General features: G+C 64.4%; 9 protein-coding genes. 6 read left to right on the plus strand and 3 right to left on the minus strand.

Annotated features, from left to right (window positions below; all coding sequences use genetic code 11):
* The 6 genes from J3489_RS33160 to J3489_RS33185 all read left to right on the plus strand — a co-directional run bounded on the left by J3489_RS33160 (position 1) and on the right by J3489_RS33185 (position 9,270).
* Positions 1-969 (plus strand): LysR family transcriptional regulator, encoded by a 969-nt coding sequence (locus tag J3489_RS33160; RefSeq protein WP_207005047.1) that lies wholly within the window; start codon positions 1-3, stop codon positions 967-969.
* Positions 970-1,325: 356 nt separating this feature from the next.
* On the plus strand, positions 1,326-2,471 hold the full coding sequence (locus J3489_RS33165) for a porin (RefSeq protein WP_242540505.1): 1,146 nt from the start codon (positions 1,326-1,328) through the stop codon (positions 2,469-2,471).
* Positions 2,472-2,824: 353 nt separating this feature from the next.
* On the plus strand, positions 2,825-3,088 hold the full coding sequence (locus tag J3489_RS33170) for a hypothetical protein (protein ID WP_309491462.1): 264 nt from the start codon (positions 2,825-2,827) through the stop codon (positions 3,086-3,088).
* Between the two features lie 357 nt (positions 3,089-3,445).
* Entirely contained in the window at positions 3,446-6,634 is a 3,189-nt protein-coding gene (locus J3489_RS33175; protein WP_207005050.1) for an efflux RND transporter permease subunit, read from the plus strand.
* On the plus strand, positions 6,624-7,802 hold the full coding sequence (locus J3489_RS33180; protein ID WP_207005051.1) for an efflux RND transporter periplasmic adaptor subunit: 1,179 nt from the start codon (positions 6,624-6,626) through the stop codon (positions 7,800-7,802). Before J3489_RS33175 ends, J3489_RS33180 begins: the two co-directional genes overlap by 11 nt.
* Positions 7,795-9,270: an efflux transporter outer membrane subunit gene (locus J3489_RS33185; protein ID WP_207005052.1), complete on the plus strand. Its 1,476-nt coding sequence runs from the start codon at positions 7,795-7,797 to the stop codon at positions 9,268-9,270. The genes J3489_RS33180 and J3489_RS33185 overlap by 8 nt, the downstream gene beginning before the upstream one ends.
* Positions 9,271-9,303: 33 nt before the next feature.
* Here J3489_RS33185 and J3489_RS33190 read toward each other — a convergent pair whose 3' ends face one another.
* The 3 genes from J3489_RS33190 to J3489_RS33200 form a co-directional block, all read right to left on the minus strand.
* Positions 9,304-10,776, minus strand: coding sequence for an efflux transporter outer membrane subunit (locus J3489_RS33190; RefSeq protein WP_207005053.1), 1,473 nt, complete (start codon positions 10,774-10,776; stop codon positions 9,304-9,306).
* Positions 10,773-14,078, minus strand: a complete 3,306-nt coding sequence (locus J3489_RS33195) for an efflux RND transporter permease subunit (protein ID WP_207005054.1) — start codon at positions 14,076-14,078, stop codon at positions 10,773-10,775. The genes J3489_RS33190 and J3489_RS33195 overlap by 4 nt, the downstream gene beginning before the upstream one ends.
* A gap of 199 nt (positions 14,079-14,277) precedes the next feature.
* Complete coding sequence (locus J3489_RS33200; RefSeq protein WP_207005055.1) at positions 14,278-17,382, minus strand: efflux RND transporter permease subunit; 3,105 nt, start codon at positions 17,380-17,382, stop codon at positions 14,278-14,280.
* Between the last annotated feature and the right edge of the window lie 49 nt (positions 17,383-17,431).

A 17,431-nucleotide genomic window follows, 5' to 3' on the forward strand; every position in this document is an offset into this window, starting at 1 on the left:
ATGGATACCTTACAAAACATGCGTGTTTTCGTGCGAGTCGTCGAGTCGGGAAGCTTCACGGCGGCGGCCCAGCAGATGGAAGCGACGACGCCCACGGTATCGCGCGCGGTGTCCGATCTGGAAACGCATCTGCGCACGCGGCTCCTCAATCGGTCCACGCGGCGCATCGCGCTGACGGAGGCGGGCCAGCGTTACTTCCAGCAGTGCCGGCAGATCCTTGCACACGTCGAGATGGCCGAAGCCGAAGCGGGCAATGCGTATGCGCGTCCCTCCGGCAAGCTGCACATCCATGCGATGTCGGGCATCGCCCAGCAATATGTCGTGCCGGCCATCAACCAATATCAGCAGCGTTTTCCCGAGGTGTCCGTCAAGCTGACGCTCGCGCAGCGCATTCCTGACCTCCTCGAAGAGGGCTACGATGTCTCGGTGGTCTGCAGCCATCATCTGCCCGACTCGGGACTCGTTTCGGAGCGGCTCGGCAGCGCTTTAAGCATCGCTTGCGCCGCGCCTTCCTATCTTGAACGCCACGGCGTGCCGAGAACGCCGGCCGATCTGCCCAACCACGTCTGCCTGCAGGTCATTACGCCCGGTTTGACCTTCGACAAATGGATTTTCAACGGCCCGCGTGGCGTCGAGAGCCATGAGCTGCCGCGGGCGACATTCCAAGTCAACGGAACGGAAGCCATGGCGGCCGCAGTGCGCGAAGGGATGGGCATCGCAATCCTGCCGACCTTTACGGTCATCGACTGGCTCAGCAGTGGCGAGCTCGTTTGGATCATGCCGGAATATACGTCGCAGCCGCTCAATATCCGCGCACTCTATTCGTCACGCGAATACCTCGACGCGAAGATCCGGACATGGGTCGATTTCTTGCGCGCACAGTTTGCGCCGCTCACCGCCGAGCAGGAGGCGTTGCGGCAATCTGCGCAGATTCAGGACATGGCCGCTGACCTGCCAGTCCCGAGTTGAGTTTTACTCGTCTCGGCGGCGGCCGTCGTCTTGGACCATGTAATAGCGATAATTATTCTTTACGCGTTATCACATACCAACTACAGCCTGCAGCGGCGACTATTCCAAAATAGGTAATGAGCTTTTGCGTCATATTCGCCTATTCAAAAAAACATCACATATTCGCGCTGTTTATAACGGAGTTCACATTATCCATTGGATTGCTCGCCGCTCATTTCCTAAACTTGGCCTCGAAATCCGTCTCGTTTTCCTGAAGGGTGAAGCTTCAAACCGGCGTCAGTTTCATGAATGAATATTACTAAAGCGTCGGCGGAAAAAGCTTGCCAACCCCGCCCACATCATTACGGGATATGAAATTGAAAAAGCTTGTTTATTCTTTTGTTTCATTTGGAATACTAACGGTTCCATCCGTGTCGAACGCTCAATCCGGCGTCACCCTCTATGGCCTCCTCGACGCCGGCGTAGGCTTCATCAAGACCAACACCGGAAGCGAGTACGGTGCCCTCACCGGAAACATACACAACGATCGCTGGGGGATAAAGGGCGTCGAGGACCTAGGCGGCGGACTCAGCACGATATTCGATCTCGAGAACGGGTTCAGCATCATGAACGGCCAGTTAAAGCAAGGAGGCCGCGAGTTCGGACGGCAAGCTTTCATGGGCCTTGCCGACAAGACGTATGGCTCGATAGTACTGGGCCGGCAGTACGATCCGATCGTTGATCTGGTCCAAGGCCTGACAGCTGACCATCCACTTGGAGGCTCTTTTTCGACGCCGGGCGATATCGATAACTACGACAACACGATGCGGATTTCAAACTCGATCAAGTATGTGTCGCCTAACTATGGCGGCCTGACGTTCGAAGGGTTGTATGGACTTTCGGGGATCGCGGGTTCGCCGGGGCAAGGAGCAGCATGGAGCGGAGCCGCTTCCTATGCCAGCGGGCCGGTTGGCGTCGCGGCGGGTTACTTCTACTCCAGCAACGTAAGTGAAGCGCCGTTTCGAAATTCATGGAGCAGCCCGACTGCCGACTCATTATTTGTAAGTCCAATCAACGACGGGTATCAGAGTGCGCATTCAATGGGTATCACGCGTGCTGCCGCACAGTACGTACTCGACAAGTTGACCGTAGGCACGTCTTATAGCAACGTACAACTGAAGGCCGACGGCCAGTCCAAGTTCGTCTCCAACGAACATTGGAATATCGGCAACGTCTTTGCAAGCTACCACCTTACCTCGCAAACGCTTCTCGGTCTCGGCTACACCTGTACGCATGCCAGCGGCGACACGTCCGCCACATACCACCAGGCGAACGTCGGCGCGACCTACAGCCTCTCTCGCCGAACCGAACTTTATGGTGTTGCAGCGTATCAGCATGCGAGTGGGACCCAGCGCACAGCGGCCGGCGGAACGCGTCAAGCGCAAGCGTCTATCGGTTCTTATGGAATAGCCGGCGGTGCAACGCAGGAAGTCTTGATTTTCGGCGTGCTTCATCGGTTTTAGTGCTGCTGACCGGGCCGGCTCCGCTGCGCCGGGCGCCGCCAATGCGTCACTTTGATTCGCAAATTCCGCGCTCGTGGCCATTCACAGGCTGCAGTAGCGTATATCGGGACGCGTCGCCGTCGAATTCAGCATCGACTCTTTGTCGATAACCCGATCGAACGCACCGGGTGTAATCCGTCTTGTCCGGATAGTTACGGATAGCGAAAGACGGTTTATTAAAAAACTCCATTTATCTCCATTGGCTTAATGTCTACCATTGACTGCATGGCACTGCTGTGCTGTTTTGTTTTAGCGAGGCGTGCTTTCTGGCCACGCTTTTCCTACGCCGTCTGTCTTTTATGAGGATTACTAAAGTGAAGCACGCGTTACTCGCTGCCCTTGTTTCCGGCTCGGTTTTCATTTCGGCTTGTGCGAGCGCGCTGCCGCCCCAAGCAGCCGGCAACGGCGTCTCGCAAGCCGCCCAGACCGCTGCCGCGGATCCGGCCGGCCAATCGGCGAACCCGTCCGACCCGCCGGCCACCGCGAAGACACGCGCCGAGGTCTATCAGGAACTGGTGAGAGCTGAGCGTGATGGCCAGCTCGCCAATCTGAACTCGACTATCTACGCACATCCGTAACGCTTTGTTCCGTCAGTACCGGGAGTTCAATCACGCGGGTGGTCCCCGACCCGCGCGATTCGTCTCCATGCAGCCATGCGCGCATCACCATTTGGCGATAGGTGCCGGAACATCTCTCGCACGAAACGTCAGGCAATGCGGATGTACTGACAACTTTCCCAACAGTGACGACCAGCTAATGAAATAACCCGGGGCGAAGTTGTGGGACGGAAAAAGCTTCGATAGGCACCAATCACACCGCTGCCGTTGGCTCGTCTACACATCGAGCGCAGTCCAACGAGCGTTTCTCATCAACGTTGAAAACATCGCAGAACGCCGTGGACTTCAACGCAGCTGGTCTGCATATCTGGAATTTTTATGGTCGGTATTGTTCGTATCGCTCTCAACAGGCCGTATACATTCGTCGTGCTGGCGATCTTCATTCTCATCATCGGGCCGCTTGCCGCCTTGAGAACGCCCACCGATATCTTTCCCGACATCAAGATCCCGGTCGTCGCCGTGATCTGGCAATACACGGGGCTGCCGCCGGATCAGATGGAAGGGCGCATGATGTCGCCGTTCGAACGCATCTTGACGACGACTGTCAACGACGTCGAACACATCGAAGGCAAATCGATTACAGGCTATGGCGTCGTCAAGATCTTCTTTCAGCCGGGCGCGGACATCCGCACCGCGAATGCGCAAGTCACGTCGGTCGCTCAGGTCATCCTCAAGCAGTTGCCGCCGGGCGCCACGCCGCCGCTCATCATCAGCTACAGCGCGTCGACGGTCCCCATCATCCAGCTCGCACTTTCCGGCAATGGCCTCACGGAGCAGAACCTCGCCGACCTCGGCCTGAATCAGCTGCGGCCGGTTCTCACCACGGTGCAAGGCGCGGCGCTGCCCTACCCCTATGGCGGCAAGTCGCGCCAGGTCCAGATCAATGTGAAGCCGTCTGAGCTGCAGGCACGCGGACTCTCCGCCGAGGACGTCGCCGCTGCGCTGGCCGCGCAGAACCTGATCACGCCGGTCGGCACGGAGAAAGTGGGCGATTACGAGTACACGGTCCAGTTGAACGACGCGCCCTCGTCCATCGCTGCGATCGCCGGCATGCCGATCAAGACGGCGAACGGCACCACGGTGTATATGCGCGACGTCGCCGACGTGACCGACGGCAGCCCGCCGCAGACGAACATCGTGCACGTCGACGGCAAGCGCTCGGTGCTGCTCACCGTCCTCAAGAACGGCTCGGCCTCGACGCTCGCCATCATCGCGGGGATCCGGCAGAAAGTCGCCGATGCGAAGGCCTCGCTGCCCGCCAACCTGCGCATCGATGCGATCGGCGATCAATCGATCTTCGTTCGCTCGGCAATTTCCGGCGTCGCGCGCGAAGGCCTGATCGCCGCGGTGCTGACGAGCCTGATGATCCTGCTGTTCCTCGGCAGCTGGCGCTCGACGCTCATCATCGCCACCTCCATTCCGCTCGCGGTGCTCGGCTCGATCGCCACGCTCTCGGCGCTCGGCGAGACGCTGAACATCATGACGCTGGGCGGCCTCGCGCTTGCGGTAGGGATTCTCGTCGACGACGCGACGGTGACGATCGAGAACATCAACTGGCATCTGGAGCAAGGCAAGGCAGTCGAGACGGCGATCCTCGACGGCGCCGCGCAAATCGTCACGCCCGCCTTCGTCTCGCTGCTTTGCATCTGCATCGTGTTCGTGCCGATGTTCTTTCTCGACGGCGTGGCGAAGTTCCTGTTCGTGCCGATGGCGGAGGCGGTGATCTTCGCGATGGTGTCGTCGTTCATCCTGTCGCGCACGCTCGTGCCGACCATGGCGAAGTACCTGCTCAAGCCTCACGCGCACGGCGAGGATCGCGCGCCGAGCGCCAACCCGCTCGCGCGCTTCCAGCGCGGCTTCGAAGCGCGGTTCGAACGCATTCGCACGAACTACAGTGCGATCCTCGAAGTGACCTTGACGCATCGCCGCGGCTTCGTCGTGGGCTTCTTCGCGTTCGCGCTGCTCTCGTTCGCGCTGGTGCCGATGCTCGGCCGCAACTTCTTTCCCGACGTCGACGCCGGCCAGATCCTGTTGCACGTGCGGGCGCCGGTCGGAACGCGTGTCGAAAAGACCGCGGAAATCTTCGCGGCCGCGGAAAAGCAGATTCGGGCGACGATCCCCCCCTCCGAGCTCGACTCGATCGTCGACAACATGGGCATTTCGATCAGCGGCCTGAACACCGCCTATAACAACACCGGCACGGTGGGCTCGCAAGACGGCGATATCCAGATCGCGCTCAAGGAAGGCCACCATCCCACCGCCGGATACGTCCGCAAGCTGCGCGAAACCCTGCCACAAGCGTTTCCGGGCGTGACGTTCTCGTTCCCGCCCGCGGACATCGTCAGCCAGATCCTGAACTTCGGCTCGCCCGCGCCGATCGCGCTGCAGGTGCGCGGCAGCCACCTGCCCGCCGACTTCGCGTACGCGAACCAGCTGCTGCGGCAGATCCGCCGCGTGCCCGGCGTCGTCGACGCGCGCCTCCAGGAATCGCAGGCCAATCCCCAGTTCGATGTCGACGTCGACCGGACCCAGGCGCAGCTCCAGGGCGTGACCGAGCGCGATGTGACGAACAGCCTCGTGGTCCACATGGCGGGCTCGGGCCAGGTCGCGCCCACGTACTGGCTCAACCAGGCCAACGGCGTCGAATATCCGATCGTGCTGCAAACGCCGCAGTACGGCCTCGATACGCTTTCCTCGCTCGCCAACCTGCCGCTCAGCGGCGGCGCGGCGGCCAACGACGGGCAGGTCCTCGGCGGCCTCGCCACGATCCGCCGCACGTCGAGCAACGCCGTCGTCGACGACTACAACATCGCGCCGATGGTCGAGATTTTCGCGACGACGCAGGGCCGCGACCTGGGCGCGGTGGCGTCCGACATCCGGCACATCGTGGCCGCCAACGCCAAGGATGCGCCGAAAGGGTCGAAGGTCGTCCTGCTCGGCCAGATCCAGACGATGAACAGCGCGTTCAGCGGCATGCTCTTCGGCCTGCTGGGCGCCGTCGTGCTGATCTACCTGCTCATCGTCGTCAACTTCCAGTCGTGGGCCGATCCGCTCGTGATCGTCACCGCGCTGCCCGGCGCCTTGGCCGGCATCGTCTGGATGCTGTTCGCGACGCACACCACGATGTCGGTGCCTGCGTTGACCGGCGCCATCATGTGCATGGGCGTCTCCACGGCCAACTCGATTCTCGTCGTGAGCTTTTGCCGTGAACGCCTGGCCGAGCACGGCGACGCGTTCAAGGCCGCGCTCGAAGCCGGCGCCACACGCTTTCGTCCGGTGCTGATGACGGCGCTCTCGATGATCATCGGCATGGCGCCGATGGCGCTGAGCCTTGGCGAAGGCGGCGAGCAAAACGCGCCGCTGGGCCGCGCCGTGATCGGCGGCCTCCTGTTCGCCACGACCGCCACGCTGTTCCTGGTGCCGGCCGTGTTTTGCATGATCCATTCCCGCCGGGGTCGCACGTCGACCTCCACACCGATTTCTCGAGGTCCCGCCCATGTCGTCTGAACCGACACCACGCTCGTCACTTCCCCAACGCCAGCTGTCGATCGCCGGGATAGCGGGAGCCATCGTTGCCGTCGTCATCGTGGCCGCCGGCGTCACCGTGCGTGTGACCGACGCGCGCCGGCTCAAGAACTGGACCGAGGCCGAGGCGATTCCGACCGTGACCGTCATCGCGCCGGCGCAGCCGGCATCGGGCGGCATGCTCGACCTGCCCGGACGCCTGGAGGCGTTCACGAGCGCCCCCATCTATGCGCGCGTGAGCGGCTACTTGAAATCGTGGCGCGTCGATATCGGCGATCGCGTAAAGGCGGGCGAGGAGCTTGCCATTATCGATACGCCGGAGCTCGACCAGCAGTTGAACCAGGCGAAGGCCGATCTCGCCAGTGCTCAAGCCGACGCGTCCCTGGCCAAGACGAGCGCCGAGCGCTGGCAAGCGCTGCTGGCCTCCGATTCCGTGTCCCGCCAGGAGGTGGACGACCGCACGCAAGACTACGCAGCCAAGAAGGCTCGCGTCATCTCGGCGCAGGCTAACGTCGACCGGCTCGTCGCGACGAAGGCCTTCGCGAAGATCGTCGCGCCGTTCGACGGCGTGATTACCGCGCGCAATACCGATATCGGCGCGTTGATCAATGCCGGCAGCGGCAGCGAAGCGCAGCTCTTTTCGGTATCGAGCGTGGACAAGTTGCGCGTCTACGTGCACGTGCCGCAAGACTACGCGCCGATGGTCAAGCCCGGCGACACCGCGGCGTTCACCGTCCCCGAATTCCCAGGCAAGCGCTTCGCGGCGCAAGTCGTCGGCCTCGCCGACTCGGTCAACGCAGCATCGGGTACGACGCTCGTGCAGCTGATGGTCGACAATCCCGGCCATCTGCTGCTGCCGGGCAGCTTCGTCAATCTGCACTTCGCACTGCCGGTGCGCGCGGGCACGTTGCGCGTGCCGGCGAGCACGCTGATATTCGACGATCACGGGCTGCGCCTCGCGACCGTCGACGACCACGATGAAGTTCATTTCAAGCCCGTGGCGATCGAGCAGGATCTCGGCAACGCGGTCCAGATCGGCTCGGGACTCGCGGCAAGCGATCGCGTCATCGATACGCCGCCCGACGGCCTCGCCGAGGGCGATCACGTTCACGTAGCCAGCGCGGCGGGCAAGGCGGCGCATCATGGCTAAGCTCGCCACATTCGCCTTGCTGGCGGGCACCGCAGCGCTGAGCGCCTGCTCGCTGGCGCCTCGTTACACCGTGCCCGAGGTGCCCGTGGCGCAGGCGTACCGCACGCAAGAGCCGTGGACTGCGGCCTCCCCCGCCGACCGGCTCGATCGTGCGGGATGGTGGAAGCTCTATGGCGAGCCCCAGCTCGACGACCTCGAACAACGGCTGATCGCCAACAATCACGACCTGCGCGCCGCGTACTTTCACTACGTGCAGTCTCAGGCGTTCGTCAAGCAGGTCAGCTCGCAGCTTTATCCTCAAGTGTCGACAGCGGGCAACGCGCAGCGCGCTCGCGAATCCGACACGCGCCCGTTGCGCGGCGCGACCGCGCCGACGGACTACAACTCGGTGACGCTCGGCGCCGAGGTCGACTATGAAGTCGATCTGTGGGGACGGGTTCGCGATTCCATCGCCGCAGGCAAGGACGAAAGCGAAGCGACGAAAGCCGACCTCGCTTCGACGCAATTGAGTCTTGAAGTCGAACTGGCGCGCAGCTACCTCGACCTGCGCAGCTTCGACCAGCAAATCCACCTTCTCGAAGGCACCGCGCAGGCCTACCAGAAAGCGCTCGACCTGACTCGCACGCTGCACGACGGCGGCGTGACGTCGGGCCTCGACGTGGCCCGCGCGAAGACGCAACTGTCGTCCGCGCAGTCGGACCTTACGCAGGTGGAGGCCAAGCGCGCGCTGGTCGAGCACGCGATCGCCGCGTTGGTGGGCGCGCCGGCATCGGACTTCCGGATCGCGCCCAGCGTCGATCCGGTCGCGTTGCCCGCGATTCCGGTCGGCGTGCCTTCGGCGTTGCTGCAGCGCCGCCCCGATGTCGCCGCCGCCGAGCGGCGCGTGGCAGAGGCTAATGCGGAGATCGGCGTCGCGCGTACGGCGTACTTCCCGTCGCTTACGTTGAGCGCCCAAGGCGGCGTGCAGAGTTCGGTGTATGCGGATTTGCTCAGCGCGCCAAGCTCGTTCTGGGCGATCGGACCGACGCTTGCGGTGTATCTCTTCGACGGCGGCAAGCGGCGAGCCCAAGTCGAGTCCGCCAAGGCGGCAAAATCGGAGGCAGCCGAACGCTACCGGAGCGTGGTGCTCGCCTCCTTCAAGCAAGTCGAAGACGACTTGACGCTGCTCACCGAACTGGGCACCGCGACCGCTCAGCAACAAGACGCCGCCAGTGCCGCCGATCTCTCGGTCAATCTCGCGCTCTCGCGCTACCGGCGCGGCGCGGTCAGCTATCTGGACGTCGTCGAGGCGCAATCCGCCGCGCTCGAATCGGAACGCAGCGTGATCGAGATCCGGACTCAGCAGCTCGACGCGAACGTGGACCTCATTCGCGCACTCGGCGGCGGCTGGACTGACGACACGCTCAATTCTGCGCGGGCGCCGGATCCCGTCAGCAAGACATTGCCGGATACGCCAGGGGCAGGATGATAGGGAAGACGGTGCGTCTCTTTCATCCCGCCCCTACGGCAAGATCGCGTGCTGCGACTGCTGCCGCGGATCGTGCATGGCAGCGCTCGACCACCCTCCCCCCAGATCGCCGATCAGCGACGCCGCGTCGAGCAGCCTTTGCTGCCGCACATTCAGCGCGCTTTGCTCGTCGTTCAACTGCGTGGTCTGCGCGACCGCGACAGTCGTGTAGTCGACCGTGCCCGCCTGGTATTCGTTGAGCGCGATTTCCGTGCCGCGTTTCGCGTCGCGCACGGCGGCGGCGAGCACATCGGCCTGCTGGGACAGAATGCGCAAGCCGGCGAGGTCGTTCTCGACGTTCTCGAACGCGGTGAGCACGGTGCCGCGATAGTTCGCCACCGTCGCGTCGTAGGCCGCCTTCGCCGCCGCCACTTCGGCGCTGCGCTCGCCGCCGTCGAACAGCGTCTCGGTCGCGCTGCCGCCGAGCGACCACACGTAGTTGCTGATGTGCAGCAAGCCGTTCAGCGGCGACTGCGTAAAGCCGTCGAGCGCCGACAGCGAGACCGCCGGGTAGTAGGCAGCCACGGCGACGCCGATCGACGCGTTGGCCGCCGCCATCTGACGCTCGGCGACGGCGATGTCGGGCCGGCGTTCGAGGAGCGTCGACGGCACGCCCGCGGGGATCGCGGGCTGCGTCGGCAGCGCGGTGCTGTGCGGGATCGTCAGGTCCTCGGGGTTCTTGCCGACGAGCACCGCAATCGCATGCGCGTTTTGCGCGCGAGCCACGCCGAGCGCGATCAGGCTCGCCTGCGCGTTTTCGAGCTGGGTGCGCGCGGTGATCAGATCGGACGGCGGCACCGTGCCGGCCTTGTCCTGGTCGGCGACGACGCGCAGGTAGCCCGTGTAAGCATCGACGGTGTGCTGCAGGAGGTCGATGTTGGCGTCGGTGATCCGCAGATCGATGACGGCCGTCGCGAGCGCGATCTGCTCGGACAGCGTCGCGTTCGCAAGCGTCGCTTCGCTCGCCTGCGCGGTCGCGGCGCTTTGTTCGATCTGGCGGCGCACGAGGCCCCACAAGTCCGGCGCCCAACTGACGTCGCCTTCGAGCGAGCCCGAATTGTTCACCGGCTGGAAGTTGGAAAGCCGCGAGCTGCTTGCGCTGCTCAGGTTTCCGGTCGGGCTGCGCGCGCGCGTCACCGAGCCGGTGACGCCGATTGCCGGAAAAAGCGCACTGCGCGCCACGCGCACTTCAGCGAGCGCCTGCTGATAGTTCGCGTAGTCGAGGCGCACGGTCTGGTTCGAGACTAAGACGAGCGGTTCGAGTTCATCGAGCAACGGATCGTGAAAGCCGGTCCACCAGTCGCCCTTGGGGCCGGCCGCGGCATCGGGCTCGGCCTCGGTCCATCCTTCGAGCTCCTGATAATGCGCGGGCACGGCAACCTGCGGCCGGTGGTAATTCGGCCCGACCATGCAGCCGCCGAGCAGCAGGGCAACGGCGGCGGCCAGCGGTTTGGATAAGGGTTTCATGATGCCTCCCGCCGGTTCCACGGCAGCGCGGCGCTCCACTTCCCGATCCGGCTGCGCAGGCGATCGAGATAGAGGTAGATCACAGGCGTCGTATACAGCGTAAAGACCTGGCTCAGGATCAAGCCCCCCATCACGGTGACGCCCAGCGGCTGGCGCAGCGACGCCCCCTGTCCGATCCCGACCGCGAGCGGCACGGCGCCGAGCACGGCCGCGGCGGTCGTCATCATGATCGGCCGCAGCCGCACGACGGCGGCTTCGTGGATCGCCTGCTTCGCGTCCCTTCCCTGATTGCGCTGCAACTGGATCGCGACGTCGACCATCATGATCCCGTTCTTCTTGACGATGCCGATCAAGAGGATGATGCCGATCAACGCGATCACCGAGAACGGCGTGCCGAGAATCAGCATCGCGAGCGTCGCGCCGATGCCCGCGGAAGGCAGCGTCGAGAGAATCGTGAGCGGGTGAATGGTGTTCTCGTAGAGCACGCCGAGCACGAGGTACACGACGACGAGTGCCGCCAGGATCAGGAGCGGAATCGCGAACATCGACTGTGCAAAGGCTTGCGCAGCGCCCGCGAACGCGCCGTGGATCGACGCGGGCATGCCGATCGCCTGCGCGGCTTTGTCGATCGCGATCTGCGCCTGGCTCAGCGAACCGCCAGTCGGCAGGTTGAACGAAATCGTCCCGGCAACGAGCCCGCTCTGGTGGTTGACCTGCGTCGCCGTGTGGTTGTTGACGTAGGTCGTCATGGCGGGCAGCGGCACCATGCTCTCGGCTGCGGTGCTGTCGGCGCTGCCGCTCGAACTGCCGCCTTTGCTGTTCGAAATGCTGTTGGTGAGCTGATTGGCTTCGGCGTCCGCGTTGAGCGAGTTGGTCTTCGCCGCGCCGGTTTGCGCCGCGCCGACCGCGACCGCCTGCCGGATCGCCGAGACGGTGCCGCCCGGCATCTGCGTCTGCTGCGTGCCGCTCGGGTTGCCCGCCGCGGCGCTCAAGAACACGTTGTCGAGCGTCTGCGGATACTGCCAGTACGCCGGCGCCACTTCCATCACCACGAAGTACTGGTTGAGCGCGTTGTAGATCGTCGAGACCGTGCGCTGGCCGAATGCGTCGTACAGCACGTTGTCGATCTGGTTCGGCTCGAAGCTGTAACGCCGCGCGGTGCTGCGGTTGATGCTGATGTACGTCTGCAGGCCGTTTTGCTGCAGGTCCGAGTTCACGTCGGTCATCTGCGTGCGGTACTTGCCGAGCTCGGTCACGAGACGCGGCACCCATTTGAAGAGCGCGTCGGGGTCGTCGCTCGTCAGCGTGTACTGGTACTCGGCCGCGGATTGCCGCCCGCCGATCCGCAAGTCCTGCTGCGCCTGCAGGAAGAGCCGCGCGCCCGACACGGCGTTGAGCTCCGGCCGCAGCCGGTTGACGACCTCGGCCGCCGAAAGATGGCGCTCGTTGAGCGGCTTCAGTTCGATATAGACGTTCGCGGAGTTGAGCGCGCGGCCGCCGGTAAAGCCCGCGACGGCCGCCACCGCGGGGTCCTTCTGCACGATGTCCTGCAATTGCGCGAGCTTCTTTTGCATCGCGGGGAACGAGATGCTCTGGTCGGCGATGATCTGGCCGATCAGGATGCCGGTGTCCTGCTCGGGAAAGAACGTCGCGGGCAGCAGCTTGAACAGGAACACGTTCGCCACCAGCAGACCGATCAGCACGAGGCCGATCAGCAACGCGTGGTCGAGCACGGCGTGCAGCGAGCGCGAATACGCGTTCTTGAAGCGGTCGAATTGCGCCTCGATCCGCAGCGCCCAGCGCGCTTTCGAATGCCCGGCGCTCTGGCGCGTGAGCACGTAGGCGCACATCGTCGGCGTGACGGTCAGCGAAATCAAGAGCGAAATCAGGATCGCGATCGACAGCGTCACCGCGAACTCGTGAAACAGCAGGCCGACGATGCCCGGCATCAAGAGGATCGGCAGGAACACCGCGATCAGCGACAGGCTCATCGAAATCACCGTGAAGCCCACCTCGGCGCTGCCCTGCAAGGCCGCCTCGCGCGGCGCCATGCCCGCCTCCAGGTGCCGCACGATGTTCTCGAGCACCACCACCGCATCGTCGACGACGAAGCCGGTGCCGATCGTCAGCGCCATCAGCGACAGGTTGTCGATGCTGTAGCCGAGCAGGTACATCGGCCCGAACGTGCCGACGATCGACAGCGGCAGCGCGGTGGCCGGAATCAGCGTCGCGCGCGGCGACAGCAGGAACACGAACACCACGCCGATCACGAGCAGCACGGCGAGAAAGAGCGTGCGCTCGGTATCGCCGACCGAAGAGGCGACCGATTGCGAACGGTCGAGCGCGACGCCCACGCGAATGCTGCTCGGCAGCGCCGCCTCGATGATAGGCAGCCTCGCGCGGATCTGCTGGACCGTCTTCACGACGTTGCCGCCCGGCATCGGATAGACGATCACGAGCACGGACGACTTGCCGTTGTAGAGCCCGGCGTTGCGGATGTTCTCGTTGGAGTCGATGACTTCGGCCACGTCGCCGAGCTTGACCGGCGCGTCGTTGCGGTAGGCGACGATGAGGTCGCGATAGGGCTTGGCGCTGCTGATCTGGTCGTTCGACAAAATCTCGTAGCGCTGGTCGCCCTGGTCGATGTGTCCTTTCGCGCTGTTCGCGTTGGCGGCGGAGATCGCGGCGCGCACGTCTTCGAGGCCGATGCCGTAGCTCGTCAGCTTGCCCGGCTGCAGCTCGACGCGCACGCTCGGCAGCGCGCCGCCGCCGAGCGTGATCTGGCCGACGCCGCTGATCTGCGAGAGCTGCTGCTGAATCACGGAATCGGCCGAGTCGTAGAGCTGGGCCTTGGTCAGCGTGTCCGAGGTGAGCGCGAGGACCATGACCGGCGCGTCCGCCGGGTTGTACTGGCGATAGGTGGGGTTGCTGCGCAGGGTCGTCGGCAAGTCGGCGCGGGCGGCCTGGATCGCCGCTTCGACGTCGCGCGAGGCGCCGTTGATGTCGCGGTTCAGGTCGAACACGACCACGATCAACGACGAACTCGTATAGCTGATCGACGTGAGCTGGTTCACGCCGGCAATGGTCGCGAGGCGCCGCTCGAGCGGCTCGGCCACCGTGGACGCCATGATCTCCGGACTGCCGCCCGCCATGTTCGCCTGCACGACGACGACCGGATAAGCGACGTTGGGCAGCGGCGCGACCGGCAGCCGGAAATAAGCGAGCGCACCCGACAGCGCAATCGCGATCGCCAGCAGCGTGGTCGCGACGGGCCGCCGGATGAAGATCGCCGAGATGTTCACGGCGCCTCCCGCCAGGCCGCCCTAAGGGGCGTAGCAGGGAATTCGCGGAGCATCGCTCCGCGCCTGCGCAGCCGGCCGGCTTTGCAAAGCCGGCCGTGGACGGCGCCAGCCCCCTCGGGGGGCGCTTTGCATGGGACCGGAGTAAGCGCTAAAGCGCTAACTCCGGTCGACAGCGAACGAATGTGAGCGTGGGGGCCCATCACACCTCCCCTGGGCGCGCGCTCGCGCTGCGGCCCCTAAAGCGCTGCGCGAGGCGGTCGAACATCAGGTAGATGACGGGCGTCGTGAAGAGCGTGAGCAGCTGGCTCAAAGTCAGGCCGCCGATGATCGCGAGACCGAGCGGCCGGCGCAGCTCGGAGCCCGTGCCGGTGCCGAGCAGCATCGGCAACGCGCCGAGCATGGCGGCCAGCGTCGTCATCAGGATCGGCCGGAAACGCAGCAGCGACGCCTCGAAGATCGCCTCCCGCGGCGGCTTGCCGTGCACGCGCTCGGCCTCGAGCGCGAAGTCGACCATCATGATCGCGTTCTTCTTGACGATGCCGATCAACAGCACGATGCCGATGATGCCGATCACGTCGAGGTCGCTGCCCGCCATCATCAGCGCGAGCAGCGCGCCGATCCCGGCGGAAGGCAGCGTCGAGAGGATCGTCACCGGATGGATGTAGCTCTCGTAGAGCACGCCGAGCACGATGTACACGGCGGCGAGCGCGGCGATCAGCAGATACACCTCGCTCGAGAGCGAATCCTCGAACGCTTGCGCGGCGCCCTGGAACGCCGATTGGATCGACGGCGGCAGATTCACCGCCTGCTCGGCCTGCCGGATGCGCTCGACCGCCGTGGACAGCGACGCGTCCTTCGCGAGGTTGAAGGAGATCGTCACGGCCGGAAACTGCGCGAGATGGCTGATCACGAGCGGCGAGCGCGTGAGGCTGATCTTCGCGATGCCTTTGAGCGGCACTTGCCCGCTGCTGCTCGTCTGGCTCGGCAGGTAGAGGTTGCCGAGCGAGGCCACGTCGGGCAGCGACTCGGGCTTCGCCACGAGGATCACGCGGTACTGGTCGGACTGCTGGAAGATCGTCGAGACGATGCGCTGGCCGAGCGCGTCGTAGAGCGCGTTGTCGATCGTCGCCGCCGTGATGCCGTAGCGGGCGGCCAGTTGCCGGTTCACTTCGACGTTGACGCTCATGCCGTCGGTATTGAGGTCGCTCTCGACGTCCGTGATCGACGGGATCTGCTTCATCTTCTCGACGAGCGCGGGCACGTATTGGTTGAACGCCTGCTGGTTCGGCCCGCGCAAGACGAACTTGTATTGATTCGGCGAGACCGTCGTGTCGAGCGTCAAATCCTGCTCGGGCTGCAGATAGAGCTTGATGCCGGACACGCCGGCGACTTCGTCCTGCAGGCGCCGCGCGATTTCGAAGGCGGTGAGCGAGCGGTCGTCGCGCGGCTTCAGGTTGATCAGGAAGCGACCGTTGTTCAGCGTCGTGTTGGTGCCGTCGATGCCGACGTAGGACGTGACCGACACGACGTCGGGATCTTTCAGGATCGCGTCGGCGAGCGCGGCCTGGCGCGTAACCATCGTCTTGTAGGACACCGAGTTGTCCGCGACGCTGATCCCCTGGATCACGCCCACGTCCTGCACCGGGAACAGCCCCTTCGGAATGACGGCGTACAGCACCACGGTCAGCACCAGCGTGCCGAGCGCGACGAGCAGCGTGAGCGTCTGGTGTTCGAGCACCCAGCGCAGTCCGAGGTCGTAGGCGTGGAGCGTCTTGTTGAACAGGCCCTCGCTCACGCGCTCGAAGCGGCTCGGATGCCGCTGCGCCTGCGCGCGCAGAATCCGCGCGCACATCATCGGCACGACGGTCAGCGACACCACGGCCGAGATCACGATCGTGACCGCGAGCGTGATCGCGAACTCGCTGAAAAGCCGCCCGATCACGCCGCCCATGAACAACAGCGGAATCAGCACCGCGATAAGCGACACGGTCAGCGACAGGATCGTGAAGCCGATCTGCCCGGCCCCTTCGAGCGCCGCTTCGAGCGGGCTCATGCCCTCCTCCAGATAGCGCACGATGTTCTCGATCATCACGATCGAATCGTCGACCACGAAGCCGGTCGCGATGATCAGCGCCATCAGCGAGAGGTTGTCGATCGAGAAGTTGAGCTCGTACATCACCGCGACCGTGCCGATCAGCGAAACCGGCACCGAGATGCTCGGGATGATCGTCGCCGGCAGGTTGCGCAGGAACACGAAGATCACCGCCACGACCAGCGCGATGGCGAGCAGCAATTCGAAGGCCGCATCCGATACCGACGAGCGGATCACGCCCGTGCTGTCGCCGACGATCGTCACCTGCATCCCCGCGGGCAGCGCGGATTCGAGCACGGGCAATTGCTTCTTGATCTGGTTGACCGTGGCGATCACGTTCGCGCCCGGCTGGCGCTGCACGTTGAGCACGATCGCGGGCGTGCGGTTGTACCAGGCGCCGCGCTCGACATCCTCGGCGGCCTGGCTCACGCGCGCGACGTCGCGCAAGTAGACCGGCGCGCCGTTCTGGTAGGCGACGACCGTGTTCAAGTAGTCGGCGGGGTCGGAGATCTGGTCGTTGGCGTTGATCGTGTAGTCGAGCTCGGGGCCGTCGAAGTTGCCTTTCGGCTGGCTGACGTTGACGTTCGCGAGGAGCGAGCGCAGGTCGTCGATATTGAGGCCGTAGGCGGCGAGCTTTTGCGGGTCGGCCTCGACGCGCACCGCCGGCACATTGCCGCCCGCCGTCGTCACGACGCCTACGCCCGGCACTTCGGAGATTTTCGTGGCGAGGCGGTTGTTCGCCGCGTCCTCCAATTGCGTCAGCGACATCGATTTCGACGTCACCGCGAGCGTCAGGATCGGCTGGTCGGCGGGGTTCACCTTCGCGTAGGTCGGCGGCGCCGGCAGGCCGCTCGGCAGGAAGCTGTTGGCCGCGTTGATCGCCTGCTGGACGTTCTGCTCGGCGATGTCGAGGTTCAGCGACAGATCGAACTGCAGCGTGATGACCGACGCGCCTTCCGAGCTGTACGAAATCATCTGCTGGAGGCCGGGGATCTCGCCGAGCTGCACTTCGAGCGGCGCGGTGACCGTCGTCGCCATCACGTTCGGGCTCGCGCCCGGGTAGAACGTCTGCACCTGGATCGTCGGGTAGTCGACTTGGGGCAGCGACGACACCGGCAGAAAGCGCACGGCGACGAGCCCCACCAGCACGAGCGCGATCATCAACAGCGACGTGGCGACCGGCCGGAGGATGAACAGGCGGGAGATGTTCATCGGCGTGCGCCCCGCGGCTTACGAGGCTTGCGACGCGGCGCCGGCCGCG

Origin of the sequence: Trinickia mobilis (assembly GCF_017315705.1) — a bacterium.
Taxonomy (GTDB): Bacteria; Pseudomonadota; Gammaproteobacteria; order Burkholderiales; family Burkholderiaceae; genus Trinickia_A; species Trinickia_A mobilis.